Origin of the sequence: Rothia nasimurium (assembly GCF_014217215.1) — a bacterium.
Lineage (GTDB): Bacteria > Actinomycetota > Actinomycetes > Actinomycetales > Micrococcaceae > Rothia > Rothia avistercoris.
In genome coordinates this window covers 1,306,496-1,319,659 of the sequence record NZ_CP056080.1, presented here as the reverse complement: position 1 = coordinate 1,319,659, position 13,164 = coordinate 1,306,496, and the positions used below count along the sequence as shown (strand labels likewise).

The 13,164-nt window shown below is 55.7% G+C and carries 9 protein-coding genes and 1 tRNA gene; 6 read left to right on the top strand and 4 right to left on the bottom strand.

The annotated features are described in order from the left end of the window. Nucleotides 1-101 precede the first annotated feature (101 nt). Nucleotides 102-1,037 carry a phosphoserine phosphatase SerB gene (gene serB / locus HWU94_RS06170; RefSeq protein ID WP_221625826.1) on the bottom strand — a complete coding sequence of 312 codons (936 nt, stop codon included), beginning with the start codon at nucleotides 1,035-1,037 and terminating at the stop codon, nucleotides 102-104. Between the two features lie 30 nt (nucleotides 1,038-1,067). Between serB and HWU94_RS06165 the strand changes: the two genes are divergently transcribed. The 5 genes from HWU94_RS06165 (at nucleotide 1,068) to HWU94_RS06145 (ending at nucleotide 5,751) form a co-directional block, all read left to right on the top strand. Next, the gene (locus tag HWU94_RS06165) at nucleotides 1,068-1,853 is read left to right on the top strand and encodes an ABC transporter ATP-binding protein (protein ID WP_185172945.1); all 786 of its coding nucleotides are present in this window, start codon (nucleotides 1,068-1,070) and stop codon (nucleotides 1,851-1,853) included. Between the two features lie 9 nt (nucleotides 1,854-1,862). Continuing rightward, nucleotides 1,863-2,741, top strand: coding sequence for an RNA methyltransferase (locus tag HWU94_RS06160; protein WP_185172944.1), 879 nt, complete (start codon nucleotides 1,863-1,865; stop codon nucleotides 2,739-2,741). Between the two features lie 96 nt (nucleotides 2,742-2,837). After that, on the top strand, nucleotides 2,838-3,095 hold the full coding sequence (locus HWU94_RS06155) for a type B 50S ribosomal protein L31 (protein WP_083091002.1): 258 nt from the start codon (nucleotides 2,838-2,840) through the stop codon (nucleotides 3,093-3,095). Nucleotides 3,096-3,264: 169 nt separating this feature from the next. Beyond that, the gene (locus HWU94_RS06150) at nucleotides 3,265-4,431 is read left to right on the top strand and encodes an LCP family protein (RefSeq protein WP_185172943.1); all 1,167 of its coding nucleotides are present in this window, start codon (nucleotides 3,265-3,267) and stop codon (nucleotides 4,429-4,431) included. Nucleotides 4,432-4,537: 106 nt separating this feature from the next. Beyond that, a protein-coding gene (locus tag HWU94_RS06145; RefSeq protein WP_185172942.1) for an IS3 family transposase occupies nucleotides 4,538-5,751 on the top strand; the annotation gives its coding sequence in 2 pieces (ribosomal slippage) (nucleotides 4,538-4,817 and nucleotides 4,817-5,751; 1,215 coding nt in all). A gap of 82 nt (nucleotides 5,752-5,833) precedes the next feature. On the opposite strand, the gene HWU94_RS06140 is transcribed toward HWU94_RS06145, so the two are convergent. Together HWU94_RS06140 and pepN are read right to left on the bottom strand one after the other, a co-directional pair. Further along, the gene (locus HWU94_RS06140) at nucleotides 5,834-7,003 is read right to left on the bottom strand and encodes a hypothetical protein (protein ID WP_185172941.1); all 1,170 of its coding nucleotides are present in this window, start codon (nucleotides 7,001-7,003) and stop codon (nucleotides 5,834-5,836) included. 115 nt (nucleotides 7,004-7,118) lie between these two features. Continuing rightward, nucleotides 7,119-9,779 carry an aminopeptidase N gene (gene pepN, locus HWU94_RS06135; protein ID WP_185172940.1) on the bottom strand — a complete coding sequence of 887 codons (2,661 nt, stop codon included), beginning with the start codon at nucleotides 9,777-9,779 and terminating at the stop codon, nucleotides 7,119-7,121. A gap of 148 nt (nucleotides 9,780-9,927) precedes the next feature. On the opposite strand from pepN, the gene HWU94_RS06130 reads away from it, so the two are divergent. Further along, nucleotides 9,928-10,013 (top strand) — tRNA-Leu (locus HWU94_RS06130). Between the two features lie 185 nt (nucleotides 10,014-10,198). Here the strand turns inward: HWU94_RS06130 and HWU94_RS06125 are convergent. Beyond that, nucleotides 10,199-13,063: an SAM-dependent DNA methyltransferase gene (locus tag HWU94_RS06125; RefSeq protein WP_185172939.1), complete on the bottom strand. Its 2,865-nt coding sequence runs from the start codon at nucleotides 13,061-13,063 to the stop codon at nucleotides 10,199-10,201. Nucleotides 13,064-13,164: the final 101 nt, after the last annotated feature.

Below are 13,164 nucleotides of genomic sequence, written 5' to 3'. Positions count from 1 at the left end.
GGGCATGGTACAAACCCGCTGATTTCAGCACGTAAAAGGACGCTGGTAGCCACCTACCAGCGTCCTTTTCCTATTGCGTGAGGGCAGAGCCTTGCAAATCTTTAGAGCCCAGCGAAGTGGCGCACCGCGTCCAGGCGCAGGGTGTTGATCTGGGCGTCGGCGACCTCCAGTAGGGCAGTCTTGGCATTGAAAGCAACACCCAGCTCTGCCTCAAGGATCATGAGCACATCGTTGGCACCGTCGCCCACAGCAATGGTCTGGGAGGACTTAATATCGAACTCCTTAGCCCATTCCTTCAGCGACTCCTTCTTGACCTCACCAGTAATAACCTCGCCGGTGACCTTGCCGGTCAGCTTACCCTCGATGATGTCAAGGACGTTGGCGCGCGCCTTGGAAAGGTTCAGGTAGCCCGCCAGCGGTGAGAGAACCTGCACAAATCCGCCCGAGACCACGCAGACCTCGTGGCCGGCTGCCAGGAAAACCTCAACCAGCTTGGTAGCACCGGGGGAGTACAGCACCTTGGAAGCCACCTCATCAATCACCGACTCCTCGAGACCGGCTAGGGTGGCAACCCGCTCACGCAAGGACGCCTCAAAATCGAGCTCACCGCGCATCGCCCGCTCAGTTACCTCAGCAACCTCAGCGCCGCGTCCTGCCGCAGCTGCCAGCTCATCAATGACCTCCTGGCGGATCAGGGTAGAGTCAACATCCATAATGAGCAGCTTCTTCTCATCATTGGCCAACTCAGCGGGCACCACATTCAGGTCAAAGCCCAGCGAGCGCGCCCCATCCAGCAGCCCCAGGGCGCCGCGGGCGTCCTCAACACCACCGCGCTCCCACGAAGCCGCAGCAATATAAACCGAGTAGGCCGGGCCCTCTGCCTCGCGCTCCACGCGAGAGGCAGGAACCTCCATCAAAAGACCCGATTCAAGCTCCAGGCCCTCAACCGCCTGGAGCGCAGCAACCAGCTGCTCCTCGGTAGCAATCAGGGGAGCGTCCGCACGAGAAATAGCAACAATATTCACAGAAGTACTCATAGGCACCATTATCTACTAAAGTTGTGAACCATGGCATCAGTTCTTGAACTTAATAAGGTTACTGTCTCACGAAGCGGTAAGAACCTCATCCACAACATCACCTGGTCTGTCGAAGAAGGCGAACGCTGGGTCGTCCTTGGCCCCAACGGCGCGGGTAAAACCACCCTGCTCTCCATTGCGGCAGCCCGCCTGCACCCCACCCGCGGCGAAGTCGACATCCTTGACGAAATCCTCGGCGCCGTCGACGTTTTTGAACTACGCCCCCGCATCGGCCTCTCCTCAGCCCCCATGGCAGCCCAAATCCCCGGCAACGAAACCGTGCTCGATGTCGTCATCACCGCAGCCTACGGCGTAGCAGGCCGCTGGAACGAAGAATACGACTCCTTCGACGACAACCAGGGCAAGGCCCTGCTCGACGACTGGGGGGTAGCCCACCTAGCTGACCGCCCCTTCGGTACCCTGTCTGAGGGCGAAAAAAAGCGAGTGCTCATCGCCCGCGCCCTCATGACCGACCCCGAAATGCTGATTCTCGATGAACCCGGCGCCGGCATGGACATCGCAGGCCGCGAAGACCTGGTCAAGCGCCTCACCCACCTGGCCCTCGACCCCTACGCCCCCGCCACCATCCTGGTCACCCACCACCTCGAAGAAATCCCCGCAGGATTCACCCACGCCCTGCTCCTACGCGAAGGCCAAATCGTAGCAGCAGGCCCCATCGAAGAAACCCTCACCCAGGCCAACGTCTCAGCCACCTACGGCCTCGACCTCGACCTGACCGTTCACGAGTCCGGCCGCTACTCAGCCTTCGCCCGCTAGCTCCCAAGCATGAAACCCAAACAACTCACCCCCGAGCAGCTGGCAGAACGCTCAGCCCGCGTCACCGCCCTGCCCAACACGCGTCCGCTCAGCACAGCCCCGAGCGAGGCCACCCGCTTCTACACCCACCTCACCGACGTCAAACTGCGCTCCATCAAAGAACCCGAATGGGGAATCTACATCGCAGAGTCCTCCAAGGTAATCCGGCGGGCGCTCGCCGCCGGGCACCGGCCTCTCTCCTTTCTCATGAACGAAAAATGGGCTGACGACCTCATTGACGTGTTGCAAGAGCACCCCGATGTGCCCGCCTTTGTGGGAAGCGAGGACGAGCTGGAGCAGGTTACCGGCTTCGCCCTGCACCGCGGGGCCCTTGCCGCCATGGCTAGGCCCGAACCTGTTCCCTTACAAACCCTGCTTGAGGGGGTGCGGCGCGTCGCGATCCTAGAAGACATCGTGGACCACACCAACGTGGGTGCCATATTCCGCTCGGCAGCCGCCCTCGACATCGACCTAGTGCTGGTGACCCCGCGCTGCGCTGACCCGCTCTACCGGCGCTCAATCCGCGTCTCCATGGGAACTGTCTTCCAGGTACCCTGGGCCCGACTGGACTCCTGGCCCGGCGCCCTCGAGATCCTGCACGCAGCGGGCTTCACCACCGCCGCGCTCGCCTTAGAAGAAGATTCTTTGAGTCTGACCGAACTGGCTAACCGCAACGACGAAAAGCTAGCTCTGATTTTGGGAACCGAGGGGCACGGGCTGGCCACATCAACCCTGGCTACCACCCAGCACACCGTCATGATTCCCATGAGCCACGGGGTCGATTCCCTCAATGTAGCGGCCGCCTCAGCTGTTGCCTTCTGGGAAACTCGCCCAAAGATGGTAGAGTAGTTCCTCGGTTGTAAACCGCAACCACCGGTAGGCACCCGCCCCGGTAGCAACAAGATATGCACTGGCAAAATCCAGGGCACGAAGAAGGTAAATATCATGCAGGCTGGCATCCACCCTGAATACAACTACGTTCTCTTCCGCGACCTCGCATCAGGCGAGACCTTCCTGACCAAGTCAACCATGACTTCTCAGAAGACCGAAAAGTGGGAAGACGGCAACGAGTACCCCCTCGTAGAAGTTGAAATCTCATCAGCTTCACACCCCTTCTACACCGGTAAGCAGCGCATCATGGACGCCGCTGGTCGTGTTGAGCGCTTCAACGCTCGCTTCGCAAACTTCGGCAAGAAGGCCTAAGTTTACAGCCAGTCTATTCAGGCTTAATATCACACCCCGTGACCGTGATTTATCACGCGTTACGGGGTGTTTTTGTAGGTTCACTGCGTAGAATTGGGTTCGATTTACTCCGCGTATTACACCCTTTGCCGGGTGCATGCGCCCTTTTGAGACAAGTTAGGGAGGTACCGTGTCCGTCGCGGCTCACGAAGAACCTAAAAAGAAGAAAAGTAAAAAAGCTCTCTGGATTACTCTGCTCATTCTGCTGCTGATTCCGGTCATCGCTGTGGGCGGGTACCTGTTCATGATCAATAAGGCATGGAATAAGTCCGAGACTTTTGATAGCGCCATGCCGAATGAGGACGGCTCCGTCACTACCCCCCATAATGACGAGCTGCAGAAAATAGTAGATGAGGCAGCTAACGCAGATACTCAAATCGTTAACGAAGAGAGCGGCGCTACCTTAGAAAGTAACGTCACTGAGGGCGATGCTAACGGTAACGGCATCCTTGATATCTATGAAGGTGGTGCCGTCACCGACCGTCCGGTTAACGCCGCTTCCACCGATATCCTGCTGCTGGGCTCTGACCAGCGTTCCGGTGCCGAAGCGCAGGTCGTGACCGGTGCCCGTGCAGATACCATCATGGTGCTACACATCCCTGAGGACGGCTCCGCTGCCTACCTGATTTCAGTGATGCGTGATACCTGGGTTAATATCCCCGGTTACGGCTCCCACAAGGTTAATGCCGCTCTGAACTATGGCGGTGTTGACCTGCAGGTTGCTACCATTGAGCAGCTTCTCGGCATCCAGATGGATCACGTCGCTGAAATTGACTTCCAGGGTTTTAAGGCTCTGGTTGATACCCTGGGCGGTGTAACTGTTGATGTTCCCTTCGCTTTTAACGCAACTCCCGCTGGATATTCCTTTGCTGCTGGTCCTCAAACCATGACCGGTGGTGAGGCGCTGGTCTTCGTGCGCGAACGCTACGTTTTCTCTGACGGTGACTACCAGCGCGTCCGTAACCAGCGTGCCTTCCTGCGCGGTGTCTATAACGAGCTAAAAGCCGATGGCGCCCTGTCTTCTGCTAGCAAGCTGCTGCAGGTCATCGAGTCTGTATCTCCCTACATGAGCGTAGATCAGGGTCTATCCCCTTCAGCCATCGTGGGTATTGCCCAGCCTGTTCTGGCTAACGGTAACACTCAGCTGGTCTCCATGACCCTGCCGAATGCCGGTACCGGCTGGTCCTGGGACGGCCAGTCAATCGTGGTGCTCGATGCCGCTGCAACCAGCGCTCTGTCGAACGCTCTGAAGACCGATACCATGCCTAGTTACATTGCTACCTACGGTTCTGACTAAATCCAGGTAGTCCCTCGCCAGAGGATATGAGGGGTGATATGTACTGGGTTTAGTTCCGCTCCCGTAAATTTAGAAACAAACAAAAAGAGCAAAGGAACCTTCACCCATGCCCACCAAATACCCCGCCGAACTCAAAACACGAGCCCTACGCCTACTGACCGACCACCTGGAAAACAACCCCAACACAGGCATCTACACCGCCTGCCGAAACATTGGAGAACGCCTCGGCATCGGCCCCGAAACCCTACGAAAATGGCACAAACAAGCCGCCATCGACCAAGGAGAAACCCCCGGGCCCACCAGCGATATGGCAGCAGAAAACCGAAGACTTCGCAAAGAAATTGCTGAACTACGCAGAGCCAACGAAATCCTGAAAGCCGCTTCGGCTTTTTTCGCAGCCGAGCTCGACCGTCCGGCCCGATGATGATCCGTTTCATTGATACCCATAAGGATCTCTTCGGGGTCGAGCCGATTTGCCGGACTCTCGCTGAGCATCTAGACGGTGGATTCATCACCTCACGTGGCTACCGAGCAGCAAAAGCCCGCGTGCCAGCAGCTAGAACACTCAGTGACCAGTTGCTGATCCCCGAGCTTCTGAGAATCCACCAGGAAAACTACGGAGTCTACGGGGTGCGCAAGATGTGGCAAGCCATGAGACGAGCAGGCTGGGCTATCGGCCGGGATCAGACCTACCGGCTCATGCGTGCTGCTGGTATCCAGGGGGTACACCGGGGTCGTAAACCGGTGACTACCAGGGCTACCAAGGCTCCTGATAACCGCCCTGACCTCGTCAACCGCCAGTTCACCTCTGATGCCCCACATCGCCTGTGGGTAGCAGATTTCACCTATGTTCGTACCACCAGCGGCTTCTGCTATACCGCTTTCATCACTGATGTCTTCAGCCGGAAGATTGTCGGTTGGGGTGTTTCCTCAACCATGCATACACTCGGGATGCCTTTGACGGCTTTGAAGCAGGCTCTTTTCGATGCTCGTAAGTGTGGGTCTGTTTTGACTGAGATTGTGCATCATTCTGACCGTGGGGCCCAGTACGTGGCTGAGGATTACACGCGTGAGCTTCGGGGCCTGGGTGTGCAACTGTCAGTTGGGTCAAGGGGCGATTCGTACGATAATGCTTTGGCTGAGTCGGTTAACGGTGCGTATAAGGCAGAGCTTGTGCGTGGCCGGTTCTTTGAGTCTGTTGCTCAGTTGGAGGTTGAGACGGCGGGTTGGGTGTGTTGGTGGAATGAGCAGCGGTTGCATTCGTCCCTTGGTTATCGGACTCCGCAGGAGGTGGTGGATGGTGTTGTGAGTCTCGTATGATGGTAGGAACTAAAGCCAGTACATATCAGGGAGCCCCACCAGTTTGGTGGGGCTCCCCTCATATTTTCTTTTTACCTTGAGGCTAGTGTTCGAGCGGGTCGGCAGATACTTCTTCTTCGGTATAGCTGTTATCGCGACCGACGAAGAGAGCTAGGAAGGCTACGGAGGCGCCGAGCACTATACCTAAAATGCCGAGCAGGGGTTTGAAGAAGACAAGAACTAGACCTGTGACCAGGATGAGCCCGCCTACAAGACCAAGGAGCACAGAGATGCGCTGTAGGCCCAAAGAATTGGAATTGTCCGTGTCTGCTATTTCGTAGGCACCGGTTTCTGTGAGAGCTTGGTCTGCTGTGGCCGGACGGCTGGGCATGAGTGAGCGTTTTTTCTTGGGGGCGTTGCTGCGGATCGCTTCACCCTCGGTCGGTACGTAGGCGGGGGGCACCTCGTAGGAGGGTGCGGCCGGTAGAAGCTCGGGCAGGTAGTTCGGGAGCTCCTGGTACCACTCGGCAGGAATTTCAGAGGGGCGGACGGCCTGAACCGTCAGGGACAGCTCAAAGGAGTTGCCACGAATCGTGCCCCAGGCGCTGGTGAGCTTATCGTGCTCGTAGGCGTAGCGGATGACGGGGGCTAGCTGCTCGGAGATCTGGGTGGAGAGGCGGCCTACCACCTTGCGGTCGTGCAGGATGTCGACCGAGTCAACCACACGCCCGTCCGCGTGCTTAATCTGGTTATTTTCCAGGGAGAGAATCACTCGGCCCTCACCGGAGGGAGGCAGGATGGAGTGTAGGTACTCGGAATGGTCCTTCTCATCGAGCACCTTCATAGAGGCCCCCTGGGGTAGCAGGGTCGCCTGGGTGGGGGCATTGTTGAGGGGAAAAAGGGAGCCAGGGGCGCTCAGGGAGAGTTGTCCGCTGCTTTCGATGTGGGTTTCACCGGTGACCCCGCGCAGAACAGCAGAGAGCTGCATGCGAGTCACAGCGTCGTAGCCCGAGGCCACAACGCGGGTAATCGGACCCCAGTAGGCAGCGGAGTCCTCGGGAGAAAGACGCCCCAGCTTGAGGTCATCAGCGTAGACCGCAATGGCCTGGGGCTGGTAGGGGTTATCGGGTTCTGGCACAAGGCGAACCTCACCGTTCCAGACCCGCTCACGGTCAATCAAGAGTTCTTCAAAAACCTGAAGAATTTCTGCATCGTAGTAGTCATCGGTGATGACCTGAACGGTGCCGCGATCGCCCAGTACGTAGTCGGTCACAGTAGGCTCCTTATCCCAAAAAGTTACTCTCTATAGCTTCTCACGAAAAAGCCGATTTTGGTTTGCAATGCTACGCCCCAAAACCGGCTTTCTGCGTAGATTCCCAGGTAAAGACCTAGTTACCTGCCCCCTCTTCGGCGGCAGATGCGTTATAGGCCTGGGCGTTGAGGATGCGGACGGCATCATCAAGTAACTCCCTCACCAGTCGCACCAGGGCGGTGGGGGCGTCCGTATGCTCGGCTAGCCAGCGCTCGGTGGCGCGGACGACCGGGTGGGTTCCCGCTGTACCCTCTGCCAGCTCTACCGCCGGGTAGAGGCCACGAATAACGCGGGTAGCCATACCGCCGGTACGGGCAGCCCAGGTGGGGGCGAGAAGCTCAAAGAAAGCATCCCGGTAACCGGTGCGCAGCTCCTCCGGCCCGTGCTGGAAACCAGCAGCGGTCGCCGACAGCAACTCATTCGAAAGGCCCATGTCTTCAGTAACCAGGTCCCAGGCAGCCTGCTTCGCAGCCGCCACCGGCAGAGCAGCGGTCGCAAAAGCATAGCCACGCTCAGCCGTGGCAGAAGGACGGAAAGACCGCGCCTCATCCAGCTCCTGCCGGGTCACCGCGTCCTGAACCGCAAGCGCCCCCAGAGCCTTCCAACCCAGAGTCTGGTTATAGCTCATACCAGGAGCATCAGAAATAAAGCCCTCAACCTGCCCGCTCGCACCCCGCGCCAGATCCTGAGCGAACTCAAGACCCAACTGCGAATGCGCCGACACAGACAGTAGCGCCCGCACCAGAATCAGCTGCTCATCGCTACCCTCCTTCGCACCGGCAAGAGCCTCAGACAGTGCAGCATACAGAGCATCCCACAGCTCACCACGAGCACCCGCCGGGGTGTACAAAGAAATCGCAGCCTGCGCCTGATCCACAATATTCGACAGTAGGGTAGCGGACGGCTCAGCAGCGGCAGCCTGCCCCACAGCCAGCACAAACCGGCGGCTAGCAAGCTTGCCATCACGCACCATATTCCACAAACTACCCCACAGCAGACCCCGCGACAGAGCATCCTCCACCGACGATACCTGACTCAAAGCAAACTCAAGCCCATCAGCCTCAGCCAGAGCAACCTTCGCATAGGTCAAATCCTCAGCATTGAGCAAAACCACATCAGCAGCAGCCACAAGAGCCTGCTCGTGCTCAGTCAACCCAACCAGCACCTCACACTGACCCACAGGAATATCAGCCGACACTACACCCGTAGGCACCAGACGCCCGCCCTCAGACACGAACAGGGCAATCTTCAACAGATGCGGACGCCCCAACCCAGCGGGAACACCCACAGGCAACTGCTGACGCACCACCAACTGCACCGAACCATCAGCACCGGTCACACGCTTACACGACAGCTCAGACAAACCACTCGTCTGCAACCACGCCTCAGCCCAGGTACGAACATCACGATCAGAGACCTCATCAAGCACACCCAAGAAATCATCAAGAGTCGTATTACCCCACTCAAACCGCTTAAAGTAAACCCGCGCAGCCTCAATAAACTGATCAAACCCAACATAAGCAACCAGCTGCTTCAGGGCGCTCGCACCCTTGGCGTAGGTAATACCGTCAAAGTTTTGACGGGCAGCTTCAAGGTGGGGGATATCGGCCACAATTGGGTGAGTAGTCGGCAGCTGATCCTGACGGTAAGCCCAGGCCTTACGGGAATTCGCAAAGGTGACCCAGGCGTCCTTATAGCCGTTGGCCTCAGCAGCGCCCAGATGCCCCATAAAGTCTGCAAAAGACTCCTTGAGCCACAGATCATTCCACCACTTCATGGTGACCAGGTCACCAAACCACATATGGCTCATCTCGTGGCAAATCACATTAGCACGGCCCTCAAGCTGAGACTCATCAGCACCGGAGACAAAAATATACCCCTCGGTAAACGTCACCAAACCGGGGTTCTCCATCGCCCCCAGGTTGTACTCCGGCACAAAAGCCTGCTCGTACTTAGGGTAGGGGTAGGCATAGTCAAAGAGGTCCTGGAAGAAATCCAGGCCCTGCTTGGTCACGGCAAAAATGTTCTGGTAGTCAAAATGCTCTTTGAGCGACTGACGGCAGTAGGCAACCAAGGGGATAGGCCCAGAATTAACAGCGGACGCCGGGGTATAGGTATCGAAAGCGGTAAAGTATTCGCCCGCCACAATAGCGGTGATATAGGTAGAAATACGGGCAGTCGACTTGAAAACACGCTTAGAAATCGATGAATCTGACGGATCATCAATTTCGCGATCCAACTCAGCATTCGAGCTCACCACCCAGCTCTTAGGGGCCGTAATACGGAAGTTAAACACAGCCTTGAGGTCGGGTTGCTCAAAATTTGGGAAAACCCGACGACAATCCGCCGGCTCATACTGGGTGTAGAGGTAAACCTTGCCATCAGCCGGGTCAATATAGCGGTGCAGACCCTCACCCGAGCGGCTAAAGTACGACCGTCCCTTGATAGTGAGGGTATTCTCCGCCAGCAAACCCGGCAGGGTAATACGGGAGCCCTCAACCACCTCATCAACAGGCAGCGACACTCCGTTGAGCTTCACCGATTCCACCGACTGATGAATGTAGTCAATAAAGGTGCTAGCACCCTCAGATGCCGTAAAACGGACAGTGGTGGCTACCGGGTAGGTTTCAAAATCAGAGCTGGCATGAGTGAGATCAACATGCACATCATAGGTATCAACGCTGATAGTACGGGCGCGCAGAGCGGCCTCTTCTTGAGTCAAGTTTTCGTTATTCACATCACTATAGTAAGTCCCTGTATGTACAAGGTCGAGTTTGGAAGTGCTAGTGGGGTAGAGGAGGGTGGATTTTGCACGTTCACTCAACATTGTGTATAGTAATAACTCGTTGCCAGCACGGCTTCAGCTGAAGTCTGCAAGACACCTTGCGCGGGTGGCGGAATAGGCAGACGCGCTAGCTTGAGGTGCTAGTCCTCGTATTAGAGGGTGGGGGTTCAAGTCCCCCCTCGCGCACAACTGGTTATCTGATAACCGAACGGCAAAGCCCGATTCACTGGAAACAGTGAATCGGGCTTTTTGTGTATTCCCTAACGGGATTAGTGGCGATTCCGGCTGACACCATGCCCCGGAACGTGCACCCAGTGGCCCTAGAGGGGTTTTCTAAGGCCACCGGCTTTTGTACCAGCATGCGCTCTTGACTATTGAGCGGTCATTTTGGCGTAGGAATCGAATAGGATTTCCAAACGCTGATTCTCTGACGTGCAGAGCTTCGGCGCACCAAACGCCTTATCTACTACACGGTCAAGTTTTTTATGAGCATCAAGCAACCCCTTATCCATTGCAAGTGGGTCGTACATATCCGCTAGGGAGCGAGTGCCGCCTGCTCGTTCTGCGATACTTTCACGAGTGGCAAGGACTTCCTGTCCAGCCCCGATAATTTGGGCGCGCAGTTTCGGGTCTACCTCTGGTAGCGGCAGGTTATTCCAGACAATTGTGTTGGAGAAGTTGAGGTCAGATTTCAGGCGCCCGCCAACAGCTTTCTGCCATGTAATGAACATTGAAGAGCTAATAATCGCAAATAAGAACCCGTCCGGATCGGTTGCGGTATACAGCTTGTTACCGGCAATGACATCTGCCGATAAATGAGCGGCAGTATAGAATACGCGCGACTCTGAAACTACAGCTGGAATACCGACATAATCGGTTTCAGGCTGTCGGATTTCATCGAAAAGGTAAGGGGTTTTAGCCTTTTCTTGAGTTGCTTTTTTAGAGCTATTGAGTCGCATTTCTTGGGTTGCTACGATTCTCTTTTTTAGCTCTATGCTTTTTGCGAGATCGTTCGGGTCAAAATTAACCATCCAAAGACACCATCTATCCAGCCCTCTAACAAGTTCACGTCCCATTCTGAATGGGCGTAGATATTTTGATGCAACTGGGTCTTGTGTAATGAGTTGGTAATCTGCTGGCTCGACAATCAGGTTGCCTCCATCAGTCGGCTGGCTACCACGCAAAACAGGAGCAATGCTTGCAGATATAGGTTTTGTTCTTTTAGTGATGAGTATATTTTCAGCGTCCAGGAGATAGGCATTGATGCCAGTTTTGACCTTAGCTTCGTTATGCTGTTTATCTTTCCAATCGAAAATGAAAAGGCGTTGCTTTGCTGCTGAATTGCGGGTGTACCCAGTAATGACACAATGTACCGCCGCCTTGCCAGGAGCTTCTGAGTTCCACGGGAAAGTCTGGTAAGCGAACTTGATATGCCAGCCATCTCGGAATAGTGGGCCATAGAGTGAGGGTACTGCCTGACCCTGGGCAATAGAATTAGTGGACACAAAAGCGAACTCGCCCTCACGGTCTTGTGAGCGGTCTTCGCCGTGCTTGTAGTAGTCCGCGGCTTTCTTAAACCAGGCGGTCACAAAGTCCAGGTAGCCGTCATAGTCCTTACCCCAGACAGCTTTCATGGCAGCGGTCTGCTCCTTGGTCTTTGTCCACTGACCAATAAATGGTGGGTTACCGAAAATAAATGTCTCGCCAGCAGGGTTGGGGATAGTCTCACGCCAGTCCAAGGCCAGAGCATCGCTGTGAATAATGTGCGCCGCAATCTGAATCGGCAGGCGATCAGGCGCATCACCCAATTCTTTAGCCAGGTACTGGTTAGCTTGGTGGTCTACCAGGAACATTGCTGTCTCGGCAATTTTTGCCGCCCACCAGTTGATTTCAAAACCGTAGAACTGGTCAATGGAAAGTTTCTGGTCAAGGGAGATGTCCAAGGACATATTGAAGTCCCCGCCGCGTTTCTTCTTCTCCACCAGAATGTCGGTTTCAATCTCACGCAGACGGGCGTAGGCAACGTTAAGGAAGTTACCGCCGCCGCAGGCAGGGTCACAGTAGACGTTGGAGGCCAACTTAGTGAGGAAGGCATCAAAGTCCTTGGGCCGGGTGGACTTATTAGCGATAAGACGGTCAGCCTCAGCCCGGTACTCGTCGTAGAACAGCGGGCCAATAGTTTTTAGAATATCTTTCTCACTGGTGTAGTGCTCGCCAGCGGCTCGGCGTGCTTCCTTAGACTTGACCAGCTGGAACATGGCACCAAATACAGACACATCAATGTGATCCCAGCGGAAGCGGCAGGCATCCAGCAGAGCCTCACGGGTTTCAGGCGTAAAGAACTCAGGCTCAATGGTCTGCGAGAAAATTCCGCCGTTGACGTAAGGGAACTTGGCCATAAGTTCCGGGATATTTTTATTACGCTTATTCTGCGGCTTATTCAGGACCCCAAAGAGAACCGCCAACTGCCCGCCAAGACTGTCCGGGGTGGTTTCGTATTCAACCCAACGGTGAAAGAGGTTGTGCTCCCAAAGCCCTGCATCATCGCCGTACATGAGAAACAACAGGCGAGTCATCAGGATAGAGACTTGCTCAGTTTTCTCGTCTTCTTCCTCCGGCGTGCGGGGCGCTTCATCACCAACAGGGGTATCTGCCTCATCGCCTAAGACGGCGGTGTAAAGGTCAGCCATGAGCTTTGCCGCTTTGACGGAAGCCTGTTCCTGTTCTTCACGGCTGATAGGTTCCTGAGCGATGAAGAACAGCATCTGGTCGTAGTGATTGGCAATGTCGCTGACATGGAACTGAACATCGGGTTCGGTGCCGTCCAGACGGGTGATACGGATATTCTCGAAGTCCGTGACAATCGAGTATTTGGGGAACTCAGTGCTTTTGATGGTTCCACCGTTGAGGTAGTCACGAATCTGGTTCTGCGCTTCGTCAAGGTCCTTGCCCGGTGACTTGGCTTCACCGATAACGGTGCCCGAGATAAAGAGGTCAATCCACCCGGTATTGCCGGTGGTGGCTCGTTGAGCATTTTTCTCGTAGAGGTCAATCATTTCGGGGATAATCCCGAAGCACCGGAGCAGGTGCGACCAGTATTGTTGTGCACGCTGTTTTTCGAGGCTGTTGTGGGTGCCTTCGTCTTTGCGTTCTTGGACGACCTGTGACCAGTAGTGAGCAAACTTATTGAGTTCCCGCTTGGTTGTGGTGCGGTCGTTGTAGTCGTGGTGGGTCATGGGCGTCCTTGGTGCGGGTGTCTTCTACTGGCAAGTAATGAGTAAATCACTCATATTGACTGTGTAGATACAGTATAGAAGTAGCAACTTGAACCACAGTA